The sequence below is a fragment of the Microbulbifer variabilis genome, from assembly GCF_052468405.1.
Genome location: NZ_CP174343.1, coordinates 608689 through 630371 on the forward strand (window position 1 = coordinate 608689; position 21683 = coordinate 630371).

The 21683-nt window shown below is 52.3% G+C and carries 15 protein-coding genes; 6 read left to right on the forward strand and 9 right to left on the reverse strand.

Translation table 11 applies throughout. The features are described from left to right. Positions 1-773 precede the first annotated feature (773 nt). Genes nagK through ACJJJB_RS03065 form a run of 4 tightly spaced genes read left to right on the forward strand, consistent with a single transcriptional unit; the run spans position 774 to position 5312 of the window. Positions 774-1718, forward strand: coding sequence for an N-acetylglucosamine kinase (gene nagK, locus ACJJJB_RS03050; RefSeq protein ID WP_445365715.1), 945 nt, complete (start codon positions 774-776; stop codon positions 1716-1718). A gap of 58 nt (positions 1719-1776) precedes the next feature. Then, the gene (gene nagB-II, locus ACJJJB_RS03055) at positions 1777-2775 is read left to right on the forward strand and encodes a glucosamine-6-phosphate deaminase NagB-II (protein WP_445365716.1); all 999 of its coding nucleotides are present in this window, start codon (positions 1777-1779) and stop codon (positions 2773-2775) included. Between the two features lie 2 nt (positions 2776-2777). Beyond that, positions 2778-3935 (forward strand): N-acetylglucosamine-6-phosphate deacetylase, encoded by a 1158-nt coding sequence (gene nagA, locus ACJJJB_RS03060; protein ID WP_445365717.1) that lies wholly within the window; start codon positions 2778-2780, stop codon positions 3933-3935. A gap of 51 nt (positions 3936-3986) precedes the next feature. Continuing rightward, the gene (locus ACJJJB_RS03065; RefSeq protein WP_282951334.1) at positions 3987-5312 is read left to right on the forward strand and encodes a sugar MFS transporter; all 1326 of its coding nucleotides are present in this window, start codon (positions 3987-3989) and stop codon (positions 5310-5312) included. A 116-nt stretch (positions 5313-5428) separates the two neighbouring features. Here the strand turns inward: ACJJJB_RS03065 and ACJJJB_RS03070 are convergent, their stop codons facing one another. Next, positions 5429-6478 carry a LacI family DNA-binding transcriptional regulator gene (locus ACJJJB_RS03070; protein WP_445365718.1) on the reverse strand — a complete coding sequence of 350 codons (1050 nt, stop codon included), beginning with the start codon at positions 6476-6478 and terminating at the stop codon, positions 5429-5431. A gap of 420 nt (positions 6479-6898) precedes the next feature. Between ACJJJB_RS03070 and ACJJJB_RS03075 the strand changes: the two genes are divergently transcribed. Beyond that, positions 6899-9520 carry a TonB-dependent receptor gene (locus ACJJJB_RS03075; protein ID WP_445365719.1) on the forward strand — a complete coding sequence of 874 codons (2622 nt, stop codon included), beginning with the start codon at positions 6899-6901 and terminating at the stop codon, positions 9518-9520. A 167-nt stretch (positions 9521-9687) separates the two neighbouring features. Here ACJJJB_RS03075 and nagX read toward each other — a convergent pair whose 3' ends face one another. After that, positions 9688-10809, reverse strand: coding sequence for a transmembrane glucosamine N-acetyltransferase NagX (gene nagX, locus ACJJJB_RS03080; protein ID WP_282951333.1), 1122 nt, complete (start codon positions 10807-10809; stop codon positions 9688-9690). Positions 10810-11032: 223 nt separating this feature from the next. Next, a complete protein-coding gene (locus ACJJJB_RS03085; RefSeq protein ID WP_445365720.1) occupies positions 11033-14395 on the reverse strand; it encodes a chitinase C-terminal domain-containing protein in 3363 nt (1120 codons plus the stop codon). 493 nt (positions 14396-14888) lie between these two features. Between ACJJJB_RS03085 and ACJJJB_RS03090 the strand changes: the two genes are divergently transcribed. Continuing rightward, positions 14889-17618, forward strand: a complete 2730-nt coding sequence (locus ACJJJB_RS03090; RefSeq protein ID WP_444945478.1) for a family 20 glycosylhydrolase — start codon at positions 14889-14891, stop codon at positions 17616-17618. Between the two features lie 439 nt (positions 17619-18057). Here the strand turns inward: ACJJJB_RS03090 and ACJJJB_RS03095 are convergent, their stop codons facing one another. The 6 genes from ACJJJB_RS03095 to ACJJJB_RS03120 form a co-directional block, all read right to left on the reverse strand. Next, positions 18058-18432, reverse strand: a complete 375-nt coding sequence (locus ACJJJB_RS03095; protein WP_445365721.1) for a nuclear transport factor 2 family protein — start codon at positions 18430-18432, stop codon at positions 18058-18060. A gap of 85 nt (positions 18433-18517) precedes the next feature. Then, positions 18518-18892 (reverse strand): DUF6334 family protein, encoded by a 375-nt coding sequence (locus ACJJJB_RS03100; protein ID WP_353374891.1) that lies wholly within the window; start codon positions 18890-18892, stop codon positions 18518-18520. A 117-nt stretch (positions 18893-19009) separates the two neighbouring features. Further along, on the reverse strand, positions 19010-19345 hold the full coding sequence (locus ACJJJB_RS03105; protein ID WP_445365722.1) for a hypothetical protein: 336 nt from the start codon (positions 19343-19345) through the stop codon (positions 19010-19012). A 160-nt stretch (positions 19346-19505) separates the two neighbouring features. Next, the gene (locus ACJJJB_RS03110; protein WP_353374893.1) at positions 19506-19820 is read right to left on the reverse strand and encodes a hypothetical protein; all 315 of its coding nucleotides are present in this window, start codon (positions 19818-19820) and stop codon (positions 19506-19508) included. A gap of 682 nt (positions 19821-20502) precedes the next feature. After that, positions 20503-21060, reverse strand: a complete 558-nt coding sequence (locus ACJJJB_RS03115; RefSeq protein ID WP_444945474.1) for a hypothetical protein — start codon at positions 21058-21060, stop codon at positions 20503-20505. Positions 21061-21185: 125 nt separating this feature from the next. Continuing rightward, complete coding sequence (locus tag ACJJJB_RS03120) at positions 21186-21662, reverse strand: protein-tyrosine phosphatase family protein (RefSeq protein ID WP_445365723.1); 477 nt, start codon at positions 21660-21662, stop codon at positions 21186-21188. Positions 21663-21683 lie beyond the last annotated feature (21 nt).

Here is a 21683-nt window from a genome sequence, read left to right on the forward strand (position 1 = left end):
CCTATTTCAAATAGTGTTTATCGTACCAGAAGGCTTCTAACTTAGATAATGGGTGAAAATAACACTATTGCTACGAATAGAATGCCGACCAAGATCCCACAGCAATATTTTAAAAGTCTGTAAGATAATTAGGTTATTGAGAGATCTTTTCTATTGATGCGTGGGAAATATTTCAAGTAGCAATACTACTATTGTTTTTTGTGTTCTAACGTGAAAAACGCTGAAGGGTTCTAATTTAAGTGACCATTTTTATGTGTGACTGAAATTTTTCAAAGCGTAAATAGCCAAAAATATAGGTGCAGAAATAATTTTATTAGATTTGTTTAAGTGTTAAAGCTGCGTAATATCTAAACATATTTATTAGTATAACGTGTAGCAATATGGTTTTGTCGCGCCTGCTGGGGCTCAATAAGCAGGTAATTTCCCCTGGGAGCAGGGGGAACAGATTCGATCACGTGTTCTGCCTCTGCGTTGGAGAGATTGCCATAGCGGGACAGTAGCTTGACCTCCTTTTGGGAGCCGAATGTGACGGGCGTCCATCTTAGGAGGGAATAACACTTTCCTGCAGGTAAGGTGTTCCAATTGACCTTTGGGGGGCGGCGGTATGCAGACAGGAAATTTTTAAAAATTGCTGACAACGCTGTCATCAATCTTGTAGTATGGCTACAAATAGTTAGCGCAGGAGCGTTTATTGCTCTTCTGGCGTTACTTCCGGGGGACTGGGAAGCCCGGATGTAGTACATAACAATACAAATTCTTAGAGGCCGTTTCTGATGGCTGCGTTGGGAGACAGGGAAATTCTTTATATCGGTATCGATGGAGGCGGCAGTAAGTGCCGTGCTTCAATCCTCAACAGTGACAATCGGGTGTTGGGCACAGGGATATCAGGCCCCGCGAATCCACTCCACGGTTATGCGCAAACAATAGATTCGATTGTGCGCTCCGCCACGCTTGCGCTTTCTGATGCAGGCCTTCCGCCCCAAGCGCTCGGTGAACTCGTCGCCGGAGTTGGTCTTGCGGGCGTTAATATGCCAAGCCTCTACAATGAAATGGATGCCTGGGCGCACCCCTTCAAACAGATGTTCCTCACCACTGATCAGCACTCGGCCTGCCTTGGTGCGCATCGTGGTGGTGATGGGGCGGTCATTATTGCCGGTACCGGTTCTTGCGGTTACGCCTGGGTCAATGGTGAGGCTCGCCTTTTGGGCGGCCATGGGTTCCCCCATGGCGATAAGGGCAGCGGTGCCTGGATGGGGATGGAGGCGGTCAAGTACTTGTTTCTGGCCCTCGATGGTCTCGCTGAAGATTCCCGACTGAAAGATGAATTGCTGTCAGCGCTGGAAAGTGCCGATGCCCAGCAAGTGTTTGAGCGCATTGGTGGAAAATCCTCCAGTCATTATGCGCGCCTTGCAGTGCCGGTGGTGGAATATGCGGAAGCTGGTGATCCGGTTGCGCTGGCGATCGTGCGTGATGGTGCAAGTTACATCAGTGACCTTGCGGATAAATTATTTGAAATGAATGCTCCTCGGCTTTCCCTGATCGGCGGCGTTGCACCGCGTCTGAAGCAGTGGATGGCTCCGCATGTTGTGGAGCGTGTGGCGGAAGCCCTGGACCCGCCGGAGTTTGGCTGTGTTTATTTTGCTCGCCAATGTGTTGCCGAGGTGGCGAGTGGCAGTGCAGGTCCTATCGATGCCGATGAAAAAGCATTGTTCGGATAATTGAAAAGATTGGTACGGAATTGAATTTTCCCGCTGGAGCCGTTAAGGGAGACAGGTCATGGCGATGACAATTATGGAAACCGAGGCCCGTGAAGCCCCGGATTGTATTGCAGAACAGCTGCAGAGTAATGCTGCGGTAATGGCCCAGCTGGGTGAACGCCTGCGCAACAAACCGCCGCGGTTTGTCATGATCGTGGGGCGTGGGTCCTCTGATCATGCGGGCGTGTTTACCAAATATCTGATTGAAATCGAGACGGGTACGCCGACTTTCGCTGCGGCGCCCTCTGTATCCAGTGTCTATGGGCGCACGCTCAAGCTGGAAGATTCCTTAGTCATCGTCATTTCCCAGTCGGGCCGTAGTCCTGACATCCTGGCTCAGGCGAAGATGGCTAAAGAGGCCGGTGCCTATACCGTCGCTTTTGTGAATGATGAATCGGCCCCGATCAAAGATATCGTCGATTTGATGGTGCCTTTGAAAGCCGGGCCGGAAAAAGCGGTCGCAGCGACCAAAAGCTATCTGGCGACGTTATCCGCGGTGCTGCAGTTGGTAGCCAACTGGAAGCAAGACGAAGAGATGCTGAAGGCTGTTGCTGAACTGCCGCAGGCGCTACGTGATGTGGTTTCCGCGGAGACCCAACTGCGTCCGGAAGATCTCGCTGCGGTGAAAAACCTGGTTGTGTTGGGTCGTGGACCGGGTTATGGCATTACCCGCGAGCTGGCGCTGAAGCTGAAGGAAGTCTGCAATATCCATGCAGAGCCTTTTTCCAGTGCGGAGTTCTTACATGGGCCGGTAACCCTGGTTGAGCAGCAGCTGACCGTGATCAATGTGCCGATTGAAGATGAATCTTATCAGGCGCATAGCGAACAAATCGCAGATATTATCCGTCGCGGTGGCACCCTGATTAATCTGCATGTGCCTGCAAAAGGCATACATCCACGCGTTGCTCCGCTACCTCTGTTGCAGCGTTTCTATATTGATGTAGCGCATATCGCTGTCAGCCGTGGGATTAACCCGGACGAGCCGGCAGGTCTGAAAAAAGTCACCCGGACGGTCTGAGTTTGACCGCTAGAGCAGGGGGGTTGCGCGTGGTTCAGGTGTTGCTGGCAGAGCGTTTGTTTGATGGTGAGCGGGTTCTCAATGATATCCCGGTCTCAATCAATGCCGATGGCAGAGTTGCTGCGATAGGTGGTGATGTACCGGCTTCTGGCGCGGAGCGCTTGCCCGGTACCCTGGCGCCGGGCCTGATTGATGTTCAGGTCAATGGTGGTGGGGGTGCATTATTAAACAATGAACCGACGTTGGCATCGTTGCAGAAGATGGCCGGTGCGCATGCCGGTTTTGGCACCACGGGTATGTTGCCGACACTCATCACTGATGAGGTTGAAGTCATGCAGCGTGCGGCGGACGCGATTAGTACCGCCTTGCGTAAAAAAATACCCGGCATTATCGGTGTGCACTTTGAGGGGCCGCATCTCAGTACTCCGAAAAAGGGTACCCATGAAGCACGTTTTATTCGAGGTCTCAGTCAGGCAGAGCTGGATATTTACGCGCGTGACGACCTGGGTGTAAAAGTCGTGACGCTGGCGCCCGAAAATGTTGCGCTGGAGGATATCCGCAAGCTGGTGTCGCTGGGCGTGCATGTGTGTCTTGGGCACTCAAATGCCGATGGGGCGACAACCGCTGCGGCATTGGAAGCGGGGGCGAGCGGATTTACCCATCTGTATAACGCGATGTCGCCGTTCCAGTCTCGGGAACCGGGTGTGGTCGGAACGGCGTTGATCAGCGACGATGCGTGGTGTGGTCTGATTGTTGACGGCCATCATGTTTGTGCGGATGCAATTCGCCTGGCTTTGAAGGCCAAGCCCCGGGGGAAATTGATACTGGTGACAGATGCCATGTCGCTAGTCGGTAGTGAAGAGACCAGCTTTCCTTTATTTGAGCGCGTGGTGACCCGCGAGGGTGACAAGTTGACTTCGACTACCGGAGAGCTGGCAGGTTCTCACCTCGATATGATCGGTGCCGTACGAAATATTCGAGACTGGTGTGATGTGCCACTGGAGGAAGCGCTGCGAATGGCCTCCCTTTATCCGGCGACGTTCCTCAGCGTGGAAGGTGGCCGACTGGCAGTGGGTGCGCCGGCAGACATGATTTTACTGGATAGCGAGTTGCAGGTACGCAGGACCTGGATTTCGGGCAGGGAGGTTCACAGCATTTGAAGTTTTTTTCGTAATACGTTCAAACAACAATAAATATAAAAGGTGCTTCTTATGGAATCCGCCGTTAGTGTTCAAAGAGAGACGCGCAGCAGCCTGTTGCCTATGGCAATTATCGGCATGCTGTTTTTCATTTTTGGTTTTGTGACTTGGCTGAATGGCTCGCTGATGCCGTTCCTGAAAGTGCTCTGTGATCTCACAGAATTCCAGGCGCTGTTCGTTACTTTTGCGTTTTATATTGCCTACACCGTCATGGCGTTGCCTATGTCGTTTATCCTGCGTAAAACGGGATACCGCGATGGCATGGCCATTGGCCTTGCGATCATGGCAGTCGCTGCGCTGATTTTTATTCCGGCTGTGCAAACCGGTAGCTACCTGGTTTTCCTGGTGGCTCTGTTTGGCTTGGGGGCTGGCCTGACCATTCTGCAAACGGCTTCAAACCCCTACGTGGTGAAGGTGGGGCCTGCTGAAAGCGCGGCCATGCGTATCGCCATCATGGGCATTATCAGTAAAAGCGCGGGTGTGCTCGCACCTTTGGCCTTTACAGCGCTTGTGCTGTCTGGCCTGACCGATTTCAATAGTGAATCACTGGCCGAACTGTCTGCGGCTGAACGGGAAGTCCAGTTGGCGGAAGTTTCCAGCCGCCTGATCATGCCTTACATCTACATGGCGATTGCGCTGTTCGCGTTGGTTGGACTGGTGAAGTTTTCCGGCCTGCCGGAAATCGACGAAGATGACGCTGGCCAATCTGAGGGAAGCTTCCTCGATATTCTGCGTTACCCCCAGGTTGTACTCGGCTCTCTGGCGCTGTTCGCCTACGTTGGTGTCGAGGTTATTGCGGGTGACACCATCGGCCTCTATGGCGAAGGTCTTGGTTTGTCCAATTACGCCGCCCTCACGTCCTACACCATGGTGTTTATGGTGATCGGTTACACCATTGGTGTTGTAGGGATTCCACGCTTTATCAGCCAGCAGCAAGCCTTGTTCGGGTCGGCGGTGGCTGGCAGCCTGTGTGTGGTCGGTGTGCTGTTTGGTTCACAGGAAAGTACTTTACTGGCCGATATCCTGTGGGGGTGGAGTGGTATCGCTCCAGTAGTCCCTGACACCATCACTTTCGTTGCCCTGATGGGGCTGTCGCACGCACTGGTGTGGCCCGCCGTCTGGCCTCTCGCCCTGGACGGTCTTGGACGTCTGACCGCGCAGGGGTCTGCGCTGTTGATTATGGGCATTGCCGGTGGGGCCATTATCCCAACCTTTGGTTTCGGTCCTCTGTCCGAAATCGCCGGTGAAGTGCGCACGGGCTACTGGGTAGCGCTGCCGTGTTACCTGTTCATCCTTTTCTATGCCCTGAAAGGGCACAAGATACGCAGCTGGAAATAATTCCGCTGCATGTTGCATCAGTCAGTTTGATTCTCGTCGTTGTATCCCTTTGGCTCGCGTGAACCTGCCTTCCTTAAAGGAGGGCTTTTTTTGGGGGGAGGTAAAAGTTGGAAGGATCAGTTGCCCGGAGCGCTTCCGCTCGAATCACGTACGACGAGCTCGGGAATGAATTCACGTTGAATACCCGCTTCCTTGCTGGCGCTGGCGTTCTCACCGGATGTTTTACCGCGCGCTTTGCTCAGCACGAGTGCGGCAGCACACTTGGCGATTTCGTTGTTGGGCTGGTGCGCGGTTGTCAGTTTCGGCCAGGTCTGCCTGGAGAAAGGGCTATCTTCGAATCCTACGATGGAGAGCTGGGACGGGATGTCGACGTTCATTAATCGAGCGGCAAAGAGTGCACCGGCCGCCATTTCATCGTTGCTGGCGAAGATGGCACTGGGTGGGTTGTCAGTACCAAGCAATGCTTTGGCACCCTGAACGCCGGAATCAAACGAGTACTCTCCTTTGAGAATCAGGGATTCGTCCACAGGGAGGCCGGCTTCCTTCATGGCATGCCGATACCCGTCAAGACGACTGTGGGTAGAAATGTGTTCTTCTCCACCGCAGAGGAAGCCGATGCGCTTGTGGCCGAGCCCGATGAGGTGGCGGGTGATATCAAACGCGGCGGCAGAGTCGTCTACCTGAATGCAGTTGTCCTGGTCCTTTACATCCGCGGTTTTGGAAACGATGCGTACGTAGTCTGCGTTGAGACCCTGGAGTGTCTCGATCACGGCCGGTGTTTCTGAAAAAGGCGGAGTCAAAACGAGTCCGGCCACCTTTGAGTGTTCGACCAGATTTTTCAGTTCATCGTGGACCGATGCCGATTTGGAGTTACTGGGATGGATCAGCAACTCATAGCCCCTGGCCTTACAGGCATTGAGGATACCGTTTTGCATGTCGATCACATAGTAGGCGTTCGGGTTGTCGTAAATAAACGCGATGGTATATGTCCGGGAGCTGGCCAAATTGCGGGCGGCCAGGTTGGGCTGGTAATTCAGGGCCTTGACCGCATCCTCGACCTTCTTTTTGGTTGCGGGGCGCACCGAGGGCTCGTTGTTGATGACCCTGGATACGGTTTTTATGGATACTCCCGCATGCGCGGCGACGTCGTTAATGGTGGCTTTCATGGGGCCGTCTGGTCCTTGAACTGTTTCGTCGGCGCTTGTCGCTGCACCGTTGGTCTGTCCGCCATCCTAGCAGAAATGACCGGAAATTCGCCGTGAGTAGCGTAAGTAAGTGCTGGATTTGATGTGGATGAAGCTCGCGAAACGGCCCCCCGGATTTTCCGCCCTTGAGCTAACGGCTTTAAATTAAAGGGTTTTGGTATCTACGAGGTGCGGAATGTCGTTACATCAATCGCTCGGACCGAAGGTTTTTTTACTCCAAAGACGGTAGCAATTCCGGGTAATCCTGTGTATCTTCGATTATTTAGAATGACAGCGCTATCATAACCCTAAATGACAGCGCTATCATTTTGCGGTACGAGGTGAAATAAAAAAAATTACTCACAACCTTCATATAAATAATAAGCAAGGAAGGGGAAATCGATGCTAAAGCGCAATCAACTCGCTCTGTCTATCAGTGCAGCTGTACTCAGTGGTGGCCTGATGGCTCCGCTGGCGACTGCCCAGTCGGATGAAGCTATTGAGGAAGTCTCTGTAACCGGTATTCGTGGCTCTCTCCAGGATGCCTTGAGCACCAAGCGAAATGCTGGTGCAATTGTCGACGCAATTTCTGCGGAAGACGTCGGTAAGTTCCCGGACAAAAACATCGCTGAATCTCTATCCCGTATCACGGGTGTGGCGGTAAGCCGCGAGTTCGGTGAAGGGGAACGTGTCTCTATTCGTGGTGCGGGTCCAGATTACAACCGTACAACCCTGAACGGTCAATCTGTCGGTACTGCTGACTGGTTCATTCTGGATAATCCGTCTCGCAGCTTCAACTTTACCCTGTTGCCTTCCACTCTGATTTCCTCCCTCGAGGTAACCAAGAGCCCGCAGGCTTCTCAGGACGAAGGTTCCCTGGGCGGTACCGTTAACGTGCGTACTCACCGCCCGCTTGACCTCGACGCGGGTCAGGCTGCGGTTGCAGTAGAGAGCATCTACTCCGAAACTTCGGAAGAGTATGACCCGAGCATCTCTGGCCAGTACTCCTGGAAGAACGATAGCGAAACCTTTGGTGTGCTGGTATCTGCGGCCAAGCAGGACCGCACTGTTCAGCGTTCCGGTTTTGAAGTGCTGTCCTGGACCGACGAAGCCACTCCTGGCGTAATGGTTCCCGGTACCATGGGTACCCCGACTTTCTTTCAGGAGCGCGAGCGCGAAACTGTATTCCTGTCTGCTCAGCTGCGTCCGACCGACGAGCTGCAGCTGACTCTGGACGTGCTGGACACCAGCATGGACGCGGATAACATGAATGCCAACTGGCTGGTATTCGCAGGAGACAATGCGGTCGATCATGCAACTAATGGTCAGCTGAGTGGCAACAGTGTTGTGGCTTCCCAGATTTCTGGTGAGGGCCGTGGTGTTGTGAACTGGATCAACCGCGTATCTTCCTCTGAATCTCAGTCCTATACCCTGACTGCCGAATATGTAACTGATGCATTCAGCGTTGATATTGTTGCCGGTAATACTTCTGCCAAGGGCGGTACCTATCGCGAGACTTCTTGGGAGTATGGTTGGTCCGGTGGCGACTATGAGTTTGACCTGAACGCTCCATCTCTCGACTCCAATCCTGCGCCTAGTGATGCAGATGCCTATGCCGCTGGCTGGATCTGGGGCGGTGAGCGCCCGACCACTGATGAAGAAACCTACTTCCAGGTAGATCTCGAGCTGCCGATTGAGGTGGGTGCATTTACTTCTATCGAGACAGGTGTCAAGGTTCGCAGCGCCGAGCGTACCCAGCAGCGCATTGTATACAGCTGGCATGGTCCTGAGACTATGACTGGCAACGAGGATCTCGCTGGCTCATACCTTGATTATATCTTCGCAAATTGCCCAACTTTATCTTCTTGTGGTTTGAACTCTGGCGGCGTTGTGCGCTTTGATACACCCGCCGGTGGTAACTCCACCACCGCACTGGCGCAAATGCGTGACGTGATGGAGCAAATTGCGTTTGTTGGCTTGAATGGTGTCAGTGCCGATTACGCGCGCTCTCTCCAACTGGCAAATAACTGGGCAGTAGAGGAAGACATTTTTGCGGTATACGCTCAGGCGAATTTCGAGGGCGACAACTACCGCGGTAACTTCGGTCTGCGCTATGTGTCTACAGAGCAAGCCTCTTCCGGCTACGAATTCAGCAGCGATTCCTGGGGCTTCCAAACGATTGATCGCGATTGGTTGAACCCGTCTTACCTGGCCTGGGTCACGGAAGATAACGACTACAGCGAAATCCTGCCTAGCTTCAACATTGCTTATGACCTGAATGACGATATGGTGATTCGTACTGCGGTTGCCCGTGTTATGGCTCGTCAGAATTGGAACCAGATTTCTCCGTTCGAGACCTTTGGTGCTCTGAATGCACCGGACCCGCAGGGTCAGGCCGGTAACCCTCAGCTGGAGCCGTTCCTGGCGGACCAGTTAGATGTTTCCTACGAGTGGTACTACGGTGACGTGTCTGCGTTCTCCGCAACGACCTTTATTAAAAAGAACCACAGCTACCTGGCTCAGGAGATCTTTACCGAAGCGCGTTACGATGAACAGACTGCTACCTGGGTTGACGTTGACTTTAGTCGCCAGGTGAATGGTGATGGTGGCCTGGTCGCTGGTGTGGAGCTGGCTGTGCTGCACGACTTCGACAACGGCTTTGGTGTTCAGGCGAACTACACCTACACCGATACTGGTTCCGATAGTGTTGTTGGTATCTCCGATACCATGGCTAACCTGATGGGTTACTATGAAAACGATACCTTCGGTGCGCGGATGATGTACAACTATCGCTCGGAGTGGAGCAAGGGCTTCCATTGGAACGGTAACCCGCTGTCCAATGACGCGTTTGGTCAGCTGGATGCAAGCTTCTCGTACAACGTCACTGACAACGCACAGATCACTCTGGAGGCAGTGAACCTCACCAATGAGCAGGTCGTAGAGTACAGCGAATATGAGGATCGTCTCATGTCTCTGTATGAAAATGGCCGTCGCTTCGTTGTGGGAGCACGATACAATTTCTAATCGAAGTTGAACGGAAAAAGCCGGGCATTGCCCGGCTTTTTTGTCGCTGAATTATTGGAATTATGGGTGTTGATAAATATGAGTAGCAGTATTTTTATCCCATATGACCGGTACTTTGATGATGGAAGTCGCAAGCAGGGAGTGGAGCAAAGCCTGATGGAGGCTCCCTAGGGGCTGACAAACAGTTTTCGACGGTAAAGCCAGTGGAGAATAATCCACTGTACCGCCAGCACACCGATAACAATCACCAGGTTCCCGGCATCCGCAGAAGAAAATACAGAGGCAATGCCGCCAAACAGGCTCTTGCTTGTGTAGGTCCAGTTCACCAGGCTGCTGGCCATATACACCAGAATGGCATTGCAACCGATCACGGCAAACAGAGTGGTAAACCAGCGCCACTTCCATATATCCGAAATCAGGTAGAAGCAACCGAGGAACAGCAGGCTGCAACCAATGGTGACGAGGGAGAAGGATCCCGTCCATAAATCTTTATTCACCGGGTAAACCAGGTTCCAGGTCCAGCCGAGTGCGCTTAGGGTGATACCGGCGAGGAACAATCCCCTGAGCAGTTTGCCTGGCTGGTCTCGGTGCAGATGCAGCCAGCGGCCGGCAAAAACGCCGGCGAGGGCATTGGCGACGGCGGGCAGGGTAGACAGCAGCCCTTCAGGGTCGTACGGCTTGCCTTGATAAGTGATGCCCGGCAGGCAGCATTGGTCTACCGCAGCGTTAATTGATCCCGAGATACTGAAATCCCCCAGTCCGAGTTGCAGGAGCCAGTAGCCAAGCAGGATACCCGCAAAAATCAGGTACTGGGCGATGGGGCGACAGTGCCAGACAATCAGTGCGGCAAAGAACCAGGCAAAGCCAATGCGGGCGAGAACACTGGCATAGCGTATTTCGGACAGGTCGGGGGGAACACTTGCGCCCCAGCCGTGGTTATAAAGCACTCCGAGCCCCACAAGAATCAGCAGTCTTTTGATCGCTTTTTTGTAGGCGCTCTGGCGTTGTTGTGGTGGCTGGCCCCGCAAGGTTTTATTGGCCAGACCGAGGGTAACTCCGGAAAGAAAGATAAACAGTGGGAAGATCAGGTCATACAGGGTAAATCCATGCCATGTACTGTGCTGCATCTGTGCTTGTCCCCACGCAAAAGCACCGAGCCCGGTCAGGGACAGCAGCGGGGCGAACAGGGATTCGCCCCCAATAATCCAGAACATATCAAAGCCACGCAAGGCATCGACGGATGCCAGGCGCCTGTGGCTAGTGGGAGAGTAGTTGGTCTGTTGTTGCATGCTACCGCTTGATTCCGTACCAGGATTCATGAGTGCGAGGCAGTCATTGTCGCGCGTGCAGTTCGGGAAGTTGCGCTTACGAGCATGAGAAAAATTCCTTGGTCAAAAATAAAAAGGCCCCGGAGACCGGGGCAAGTACAGGAGTAATAACCTGTAACGTCTTCAGAGAGAAATTGGCAACATCCTGTTGTAACAGCGGAGGGCTTCCTGCCCCCGCTAAAACTCAGTTCACGTTGCAGACAAATTCCCAGCTGCCATCGGGGCTTCCTGGAACCGAATTTGTCCACCACTTGGCTCGGTATACGCTGCCGTCATGAATGATTTGTTGACCGCCGCTGGCGTGATCGCCAGAGGGCCACTGTGGATAGGTCACCAGTCCGCTGGTATCGATACCGGCGTCGGCGCAGCTGGTCCCTCCGCTGCCTCCGCCAGTGCCGCCGTCGCCACTACCCGCAGGCGTCGCCAGAGGCAGTTCCGGATGCTCGAATGCCAGTGCGTACGTTGTACCGTTCACGGTGGCTGTGTAGGCCTGAGGGCCTGAAACGGGCAGGTAGTAATTCATGGTCATATCCCAGGTCTCGCCATCGGCAAGATCCTGCCAGCCCGGCAGGGCGAAGCGCACGCGGTGGAATTCGTTCTCGAGTCCGCCGACATTGCCGCCACCGGAATTGGCCCCGTCCTCAATGACTTCGAGACCGGCACCGCTCTGATCGGTAATGATGTTGGATGTCGACGTCGGCATATCGAACTCAAATACAGTACCGCCGGGCAACACACCACCGGTGTTATTGGTAATGTACAGCTTGGGGTTTAGCGGGTAGTTCTGGTCGCCGAGTTTGAATCCGGAAATTTCGATACCCACATCGATCGCTTCAGAAGGGATTACGCGATCACTGCGCTGCTCGCGATAGGGCACCGCACTGGCAAATTTGTCGTAGGCGAGGGTCGTCAGGGTGGAGCCCATATAGTACTCGCCTTTGGCGGCATCCCAGTCGTAGTCACCGGCGAGTTCCCAGAACATGATGCCACCGACACCCTGGTCGATGACGTACTGTACCTTCGCGTCCATTGACTCTTCGTCTTCTGTGGAAATATACACACTCTTGGTGCTGTTCCAGAGCCACGGCGATTCAGACACGGCATCGTAGTTACGTACGTAAGTGCCGACAAACGCATCGTCCGGGTCGCCTGCTGGATCGAGCCCGTAGTCCGTGACATAGGAGCCGAGGATGCCACTTTCCAGATTCTTGGCATGCCACATAGGGTTCGAGCCCGCGCCCATTTCCACGCTGTTTTCGTCCAGGTCGTGCCACATGTTGTCGATGCCAATGGCACCGTAACCGCACTTGGCAGAGCCGCCGGTACCGGTCGGACAATCGGACTGGTTTGGCAGTGCGGCAGAGCCGCCCAGGCCGTTGTTGCCACCGCTCACGCCCTGCCAGCCTCGGGTATAGTAGGGAATACCGATATTAATTCGGCCCGGGGACATGGATCCGCGGAAGTACTTCACAGCCCAGTCGATATTCAGGTAGCCAATACCACCATACTGGGAAGTGGAGTAAACACTCGCGGCGGCCAGTTCCGGATCTTCGCCGTTGTCGAACAGTGCGGAGTTGTGGCCCACATATTCATTCCACGCGCCGTGCAGGTCGTAGGTCATGATGTTGACGTAGTCCAGATACTGGGTGATCTGCATGGTTTCCATGCCGCGCAGCAGGTATCCGGAGGACGGCGAGGCGATGGTCAGCATGTAGTGGGTGCCATCTTGCTCACCCGCGATGTCCAGCTTTTCACGCAATACACGCATCAGCTCCACATAAGATTTCATGAGAGAACCGCGCAGCGGATTGGCGATGCCAAAGTCCAGCGGGTTGCCGGCATCGTTCATTGAGGTGGGATATTCGTAATCGATATCGACGCCGTCAAAGCCATACTGGCGGATAAAGTCCACGGCGGAGTTGGCGAACGTTTCAATGCCGGCATGGTTGATGCTGCCATCGGCATTGGTGGTCATGGTATAGAAACCACCATTGGCAACACGGTCACCAGATTCGTTGAAGTAACCACCGGTTTCTGCCCAGCCACCGACGGAAATGAGGGTGCGCACTTCAGGATGCTGCTTCTTGAATTTGCTCAGCAGGTTGAAGTGGCCCTGATAGCTGAAGTCCGCATCCATCTCTGCGCCACTGACGCCGGGCCAAGTCATGCCGGTGGCAGGGTTGGCGGGATCGGCGGTGTTGCCAACGGATACTTCGTTGCTGTCATTGATATGGGCGAAAGCGTAATTAATGTGGGTGATTTTGTCCCAGGGGATATCGTTCACCAGGTAGGTGGGCTGTCCATTGGCACCGTTTCTCCAACTGGTGAAGTAACCAATGATCCGGCGCGGATGATCGGCCCCCATGATCTCCCGGCCTTCTGCGGTATAAATATCGCAGTAGTCCGGTGCCGCCCCGGGGCTGGTAAACAAGCCATCGGGACGACAGGGGAAGTCACCCGCTACGGGTTCACCGTTTACGGTGATTGAAACCGGCGCGGAGTCAGTGGACTGGTTAGCGGTATCGAATGCTCTCGCGAAAACGGAGGCGCTGCCGGGAGTGGCGACCCAATCGATACTAAACGGCGCACTGGAATCTTCGCCCACTTTCTGCCCGGCGACAAAGAACTCCACTTTGGAAATCGCACCTTCTGTATCGCTGGCTGTGGCCGCGATGCTGACACTGGTGCCTTCATCAAACACGCTACCGTCGACAGGATTATTCAGGGTTACGGTTGGCGGGATATCGGGTGTGGTGACGTTGATATTGGCTGAGGCTGATTGAGTGCTTTGGCCATCGTTGTCGGTGGCCGTTGCGTACAGGACATGGCTGCCTTCGGTCGCTGTCCACTCGATCGCGTAGGGTGCGCTGGTGTCACTCCCCAGGCTGTTACCGTCGACGAAAAACTCTACCGAAGTGATGTTGCCATCTGGGTCACTGGCGCTGGCTGTGAGGGATACAGTCGCACCGGTATCCAATTGCGTACCGTCTATCGGGTTGTCGAGCGAGACGACCGGGGCTTGTGAGCCGCTCGCGCTCACGGTGATGGTGACGTCCGTGGTGAACGCGTCCTGCCCTGCGTCGTCCACTATGCGTGCGCGCAACACCGGGTTGCCGGCAACGGCGGTCCAGCTGGCCTGCCAGGGCGCGCTGGTATCTGTACTGATAGCGCTACCATCGACGAAAAATTCCACACTGACGACCTGGCTATCATCGCTCGCGTCCACGGTAATGATAACGCTGTCATTTTCACTAAATGTCATACCGTTGGTGGGGGCGGTGATGGAGCCGGCTGGAGGCTGGTCAACAGCACCCTCACAGGCGCCTTGCAGCGTCCATTCCTGATACTGGCCGGAGAACTGCTCCGGGTTCTGGTTCTGTGTCCACCAGTTGGCCCGATAAGCGTTGCTGTTGTACTGGACTTCTGCACCGCCGTTATAGGCGGTTGCGGCATCCCAGTCCGGGAGGCCTGTGCAGTCCACGGCATGCGCCTGGCCTGCGGCAAAGATCGCCACGGCAAGACTGCCGAGCGCGAGAAAGTGTTTCATTGGGTTCACCTTGAGTAAGTTATTTTTGTTGTTGGTCATCGGCAGTTAGGTGACGCGATTGCCAAAATGACATCGCTGTCAAAATATCATCGCTTATAGGGAATCGCAATGCAGAAAGGGACGAATTACTACGGGGTAAAGACAATTAAAATGAAAGTTCCGCCACTGGAGTTGATATGAGACCCGTATCACGATCAAAGCGGAACATTAAGAGAATATGACTGAGGCAAGACATTACGTCTTGTCCCCGGGGAGATACGGTGTGATCAACCTGAATCAAGGGGAGAAAACGAGTGGTACTGGTAGGTTGCTTTTCTGCCTTAAGCAGGGGCTTTACCGGTGGTGATCATTACGGTTCACCGACCAGCTCGCCAGCCGGTAAGGGAGGCGCAGGAATAACAAAGTTAAATGGAAGTGTTGTTGACAGCGTTGTCTTTTTCGTTATTGTGGACCTTGCAATCACTGGTGCCATAACAAATAGAAAAGGACTCCCATGCTTTGCGCCATCCCCTCCCTGAATAAGACCAAGCTAAGAATTTCAGTCTTTTCCCTGGCCTTGGGACTGACGGTCGTCCTGACGGGTTGCGGTGGGCACGACAATCCGGAACGGGGTTCGGCCCGGCAGATTGCCGAAGATTTCTCGGTGCAGTTGGAAGTGCTCACCAACTACCAGGCGACCGGCGACGAACTTGCAGAGCGTTGCAAGCGCGAAGGCGGCAGCGGGGCAATTTGCTCGACCTACCGGATATCGCTGACCAACGCCGGCGAGGCCGCTTTGGCACCGGGTGCTTCGGAATGGAGTCTCTACTTCCACAGTGTGCGCCGTACCCTGGCGCTGATGAACCGTGACGATTTGCGCCTGGAGCATGTCAAGGGAGATCTGCACCGTTTGGTACCTCTGGCCCATTTCCCGGGGCTGGCACAAGGGGAGACGCTGCAGCTGGATTTTCTCGCCGAGTACTGGTTCCAGTTCGAATCTGACTTTATGCCGCGTCTGTTTACCGTCGATGCGAACGGACAGGCACAGGTTATCCGATCCACCGACTCCAATAGCATTGCCGAACTGGTTCTGCCGATTGAGAAAAACCACTCCGATAATTGGAAGCGGGCATCCACGGATGCCAATGTCCTGGCAACCGCAGCCAGTCGGTTTGAGGAATTCTCCCGGCGTGGTGTTCAGGAAGGTGATCAGTGGCAGTCCCGTATTATCCCCAAGCCCCTGAAGCTCGAAAGTCGTGGTATTGCCGTTGATATCAGTGCGGGTCTTTCTGTGGATGGGGGGGCGTTATCGACCGCGACCCTCAACGTTATAAAACAGCGTCTGGATGCCTTTGGCCTCGTTGGTGAAGGCGCCGGAGCCTATCCCGTATCAGTGGTGATCGATACAAAGCTGTCTGCGAATACTGCAGAATCTTACCAACTTGAGGTGGGAGAGACAGGCGCTTTGGTAACCGCCGCGGACCAGTCGGGCGCCTTCTATGGACTTCAGTCATTACTTGGCCTGATCAATGTACGCGCCGGCACGCTGATGACAGCCCGGGTTGAGGATGCGCCGCGTTTCCCCCATCGCGGGCTCTTTCTCGATGTAGGCCGTAACTTCCATACCAAACCGCTGGTGCTCAAGCTGCTCGACCAGATGGCGGCTTATAAACTCAACCGTTTCCACGTCCACCTGTCTGAGGACGAAGGCTGGCGCCTGGAAGTGCCCGGTCTGCCAGAACTCACTGAGATTGGTTCTCGCCGCTGTTTCGACCTGGAGGAGAACCAGTGTCTGTTACCTCAGTTGGGCTCTGGCCCTAATACGGATAACAATGGCAGCGGCCATTTCAGTGTCGAGGACTACATCGAGATTGTTCGCTATGCCGGTGAGCGCCATATCGAGGTGATCCCCGAGTTCGATATGCCCGCCCATGCCCGGGCTGCGGTTGTGTCGATGGAGGCGCGTTATCGCCGTCTGGTGGAATCAGATCCGGAAGCGGCTGCGCGCTACCGACTGATTGATGCAGAAGACAACAGCCGTTTCCTATCGGTCCAGTTCTACGACGACAGCTACGTTAACCCCTGCACCGACTCCACTTACCAGTTTGTGGGCAAGGTGATGTCTGAGGTGCAGGCGATGCACGAGCGCGCAGGCTATCCGCTGCAAAGCTGGCATTTCGGTGGCGATGAGGCCGTCAATATTTTCGCCGGTGACAGCTTTGAAGATGCGCCAGGGCAGGACCCCGCCAAAGGAGATGTTGGCGCTGGTGCTCGCAAGCAGCCGTGGTCGGGCTCCCCTCAGTGCCAGAAGCTGGTTGCCAGTGGCGCGGTTGCGGACATCTCGGAGCTGGGTAGCTACTACGCGCGCCGTGTTGCCTCTCTGGTCCATGATACCGGGATTCCCACGCTCGGCGCATGGAATGACGGTGTTAAAGCTGTAAAAGATGCCGGCGAGGAACTCGCGACAGAAAACAACTATGTCAACTCCTGGGCCCCGCTGTTCTGGGGTGGTGGTGATGAAAGCTCGCATTTCGCCGCCGTCGGATTTGACGTGGTGCAGTCTCACTCCGACTTTCTGTACTTCGATATGCCTTACGAGGTCGATCCGAAGGAGCTTGGTTACTATTGGGCGTCACGCCATACCGACACACGTAAGACCTTCAGTTACGCCCCCCTGGTCACGGCCCAACTGGCAGAAGTATCTACTGATCGCGATGGCAATGCCTGGTCGGCGAAAGCGGCAGATGAAAGCTTTGCCAACAGCGTACGCGGTATACAAGGTAATCTGTGGAGCGAAGTGGTGCGCACCGATGCGCAGGTGGAATATATGATATTCCCGCGGCTGCTGGCCCTGGCCGAGCGGGCGTGGCACCAGGCGTCCTGGGAGTTGGATGCGGTCCCAGGGCAGGAGTTTTCTGCTGAGAGTGGTCTCGTTGATGTTGCCGCTTTGGAGGCGGACTGGAGAGGATTTGCTGCCGCGGTGGGGCACAAAGAGCTATTCAAGCTGGATCTTACCGGGGTAGGGTATCGCATCCCGGTGCCAGGGGCGTTGAATGACGAAGGGCACCTAAAAGTTGCCCAGGCCTTCCCGGGGTTGGCCACCGAGTATTATGACGGTGAATCCTGGCGCCCCGTCACAGACGAGACACCAGCAAAGAAAGTAGATGCTATCCGAGCACGTAGTGCCGATGGCCGCCGCGCCAGTCGCGCTGTATCTTTCAGTGTTGTGGAAGAGACACTGTAATCTTCCAACTCTTGGGCCTCGGCACGGGGCCCTTCCTTCTTACGCTGTTTGAGTTGCTTTTCCAATTTCCGAATTTTTGCAAGTGCATTCCTTGGCTCAAGACTGTTCTGATGCAGATTATTTTTGTAGGTCCGACCGGTTTACTCTTTTTCACTTTCGACTTTTCATCCTACTTACCGTCATTAAACTCCTTGCGCCAGCGATAGATCAGGACCGGATGTATATCTAATGCCTCGGAAATATAGGTGACTTGGATATAATTATGATTTGCCAACCTAACGAGTACCTATTTGAACTCAGATGTGTATTGGAAATAGTTTCTTCTTTAAGTTTGTCCCATAAGGACCCCCTTTAGTGGATACTAAATTTACTGTCCACTAAAGCGATGTAAGTTCAAAGCATGGCGGGATTGCGGGCCGGGTCGTGTTGCAGCCTTTTGTTAGGTAACGGTACATGAGTGAGCCGCTTTAACCTGAAGGCTATTATCCTGACTGGCCCATATACGCGTAAACCTGAAATCTCCGTTAGTTGGATTGCCATCATATGTTCCACATATTTGTACTCGAGCGGTAACTACAGCAGTATTGCCCAGTACTTTTATACTATTTTCTGAAATATTGATTGACTCTATATCAAGCCTTCCTGATTCATGTGCCGATAAATCGTCTCTTTTGGTAAGCAATTGGCCGAGGTGGTTTGTAAAAACTAAATCATCAGCAAGAAGCGCGGATAATGCATTTAAATCAGAATCCAACATCGCATTCCGTAGCTTTGTTTCTGCTTCTTGTACTGCTTTACCAAGCTCCGTATTCATGTGTAAAACTCCAGTTTTTTCCTATCGCCGTGCTCTGCGGTTATTTGGGAGCGCCAGCGAGTAAATTTTCTGCAGCAGCACCTTGTTATAACTCACTTACTAAGTATTGCTTAATCGATGACGCCATGACAACTAACTCAACAGAGACCCCGCTAGAAAACTCAAACTTTAGAGCATCAGAATAGCCTTGATTATTCCTCATTTCCCAAGCCCAAGTTAGCTTATTCCCTATGCATTTGTGAAACACTGTAGGGGAAGTCCTTTCAGCCAATAAAGAGCCTTCCTCGAAACTCTTTAGACAGATTTCATCCGTGTCATCGATTACACAGAATACACAACTCGAGTGCTCAAACCTCAGCAATATCTGCGTTATTTCGCCAGGCAGTTCTTGGGGCCCATATGATGAAACCTCTTCAAGTATTCCGGCCGACTCGACTAACTCTGAAAGTTTCACATCCACCCTCGAGAGTTATAACGCCACCAACATGGGTCGAAATGGAACAGAGAATCTGCGGAGTGTAGGTCCAGCCAGCTTTGCTGGCGAGCGCGCTTGGCTTTGTTAAGTTTTTGGTTAGCTCTATATAACATCAGGGTTGTTACCTATTTGCATACACACTGTAGGGAATTTTTTAGCTTTGAACTCAAATACTGCGAGACCGCCCTCTGCCAACCAAGGCTCAACTACCTGATTTTCTGGAACCTTACTAACTGTATACTCCAGGCCGTACTTACCAAGGGCTTTGAGTGCCGGTTGCCACAACCCCTCACAATTTTCTGAATCAATGGGGAATTCGCTATTGTACTCTGAGTTAAAAAGTCGCTCGCGCCATGTAGGATCTTGACTAAGATCAATAATCGCTAACTCCAACCAGCGCCTATGGATTTTCTTCAGTACTCTAGGCTTTCTCTTCATGTGAAACTTAATGCCTTTTGCATGTGGCCGAATATGAAGTCCGGATTTTGTGCGAGTATGTAGTCGCATAAAGTTCAAGCGGAGTTTTTGGGTCCATGCTACTAAACTTGTTAAATCCTGTTCATAATATACGATGATTTATGGATATCAATACGCTTCACTACAGAAGCCAATCCGACAGCACTAAGACAATCCGAGTCACTTGTAGAAACACTAACTTTTTTCCAGCCATATAAGCTGCAAGAGCAATTGAAAGCAATGATTTTCCGCCTTCAGTTTTTGAATCAAAAGCTAAAACTCCAGTGCCCGTTGAACATGAATTGATTGCAGAATCCCTCCGACCAGTAGAGGACCATAATATTGTTGTCCCAGTATCTGTAGTGGCGATACGATCTAAGCTAGCATTTTGATAATTACTCGCTAAAGATTGTTGTGGAATTGTTAACAACAATGTAAAGAGCGAAATATGTTTCATAAGCATTTCATGATTATTACGACTAAAGATTTGACGTCTCAATAACCCGCAGCTGGAGCGCAGTGAAGCGGAATGTAAGTTGTCGGGTGTCGAAGGCGCGTAGTTAATTGATTTTTTAAATATAACCACACTGCACTAATGATAAGTGGAGCCATTATTACCGCTTGGATTTATTGGATTTACCTTGCTCAGCTTTAGCTTCAGGTGTATCAGTCACTCCTTTATTCATTGTTTCTCCCTCCGTATAACTCCGTAATCGACTGCGTAAAAAGTGCGTAAAGTTGGCTGCCTGCTGCGTTTCCTTGATATACTGGTTTTCTTGCGTCAAGTTAATCACTGACAATACCAATTGAAAAGACGAAAAATAATATTGCTAGAGAGCCAACAAGAATCCATTGCCCATACACAGTAAACAGAATCATACCAAGAAACAAGAAAATAGTTATTAAAGTTGATCCGAGATCATTAAGAACCTTCTTTCGTTTCAGTCTTTTGATCTTGGATTTTAATTCCTTTTCCTGCAACAGCTCTACGTTATTTTTCAAATATTACTCTCTCTAAATGTATAACGCCGCGCTCAGCCGCCGCAAACTTTGGACGCTTTATACGCAAAAATAGGGGTGAGGCGACCGCGTATAGAGTGCATAAAGTTGGACGTCAGTCTGCAGCGATTTGTCACGCTTTACTTTACCAAGCTAGCCTTCCCCGCTTCTACGCTCCATAGGCCGGTAGAAGTACTTACATAAATTGGCTTTCCATGATGAAGGCTCAAAAACACATGAAATTCAGTTGGCACGTTCGAAATAAAGTGTGTAGAGAAGGGGATGCTATCCCCCTCAGCATGAACCAATAAGCATGTTTTTGTGGATGGGGACACATCCACAATATCATTTGTACCTAGTTTGAATCTGAATTTCAAGTGACGACCAAATTGAACACCGGAATCATTCTCTGGGCTTAACACAAAATATATATTTTCAGTTTCAAACCTATCATCTATTACAGATACAGCCTTGTACTTTCCGTCACACACAAGATCTATAGACATATCTAAAAGATCTTGCTCTCTACTCGTGTAGGGCAAGCTTCCATCTTCCGAACGGATAGCATCATATAGCTTTTTGCCTAAGTATTCTGAGTGCGCAATCTGAAACGCTGCATCTATGTCATTTTTTACGGACGTAGTTTTGCATCCAGAAATAGTCAGAATAGCGAAAATTATCGATATTATTTTTTTCATTGTTATTTTCCCTGATTGAAGTAAAACGCTATGGGTATTGGGCGGACCGCGCGAAGCGTGGATCGTCTGGTGGAAGCCATGTTGTGGCTGGAACGAACATCATCCACTTGTTGCTTAGCGACACTTTAAACCAATCCTAACCACTCTGTTTGTCCCTCTGTATCGGGTACTTGAACACCTCTGGCCTGAGATATGAGTGATAGCGCTTCTTGTGAAGTGAGGCCCGATCTTACCAGTACCGCACCGGCAATAATGCCAGTGCGACCGATGCCTGCTCGACAATGAATTACGACATGTTTACCTAATGAAATCTCATGTAGAAGTTGATCAGCTAGTTCTATCGCATCTTTTGTAACTGGAAGACCTCGATCGGGTATAGGAAAAGAAACATACTCTATCGAATTCTTTTGGCAAAGTTCTTCTTCTGATTCCAATCCAACTTCGCGCTGCTCGAATAATTCTAGAAGGCTCACAATTTTATCAATGCCTAGACGAGCAAGTCCTTGGAATTCGTCTTCGATCCATTCGCCAGAAATAGGCTTTGCCATGACTGACAAAGCACCATTTCCAATATCTTTTACTTTATATGTGGTGGGTAGCATAATTTCCTTGAGGTACGTAAC

Excerpts from the sequence above, each read along its gene's own strand:
- ACJJJB_RS03075 (WP_445365719.1), top strand. The coding sequence starts at position 6,899 with ATGCTAAAGCGCAATCAACTCGCTCTGTCTATCAGTGCAGCTGTACTC.
- ACJJJB_RS03120 (WP_445365723.1), bottom strand. The coding sequence starts at position 21,662 with ATGCTACCCACCACATATAAAGTAAAAGATATTGGAAATGGTGCTTTG.
- ACJJJB_RS03095 (WP_445365721.1), bottom strand. The coding sequence starts at position 18,432 with ATGAATACGGAGCTTGGTAAAGCAGTACAAGAAGCAGAAACAAAGCTA.
- ACJJJB_RS03105 (WP_445365722.1), bottom strand. The coding sequence starts at position 19,345 with ATGAAGAGAAAGCCTAGAGTACTGAAGAAAATCCATAGGCGCTGGTTG.
- ACJJJB_RS03115 (WP_444945474.1), bottom strand. The coding sequence starts at position 21,060 with ATGAAAAAAATAATATCGATAATTTTCGCTATTCTGACTATTTCTGGA.
- nagK (WP_445365715.1), top strand. The coding sequence starts at position 774 with ATGGCTGCGTTGGGAGACAGGGAAATTCTTTATATCGGTATCGATGGA.
- ACJJJB_RS03110 (WP_353374893.1), bottom strand. The coding sequence starts at position 19,820 with ATGAAACATATTTCGCTCTTTACATTGTTGTTAACAATTCCACAACAA.
- ACJJJB_RS03090 (WP_444945478.1), top strand. The coding sequence starts at position 14,889 with ATGCTTTGCGCCATCCCCTCCCTGAATAAGACCAAGCTAAGAATTTCA.
- nagX (WP_282951333.1), bottom strand. The coding sequence starts at position 10,809 with ATGCAACAACAGACCAACTACTCTCCCACTAGCCACAGGCGCCTGGCA.
- ACJJJB_RS03065 (WP_282951334.1), top strand. The coding sequence starts at position 3,987 with ATGGAATCCGCCGTTAGTGTTCAAAGAGAGACGCGCAGCAGCCTGTTG.
- nagB-II (WP_445365716.1), top strand. The coding sequence starts at position 1,777 with ATGGCGATGACAATTATGGAAACCGAGGCCCGTGAAGCCCCGGATTGT.
- ACJJJB_RS03085 (WP_445365720.1), bottom strand. The coding sequence starts at position 14,395 with ATGAAACACTTTCTCGCGCTCGGCAGTCTTGCCGTGGCGATCTTTGCC.
- ACJJJB_RS03070 (WP_445365718.1), bottom strand. The coding sequence starts at position 6,478 with ATGAAAGCCACCATTAACGACGTCGCCGCGCATGCGGGAGTATCCATA.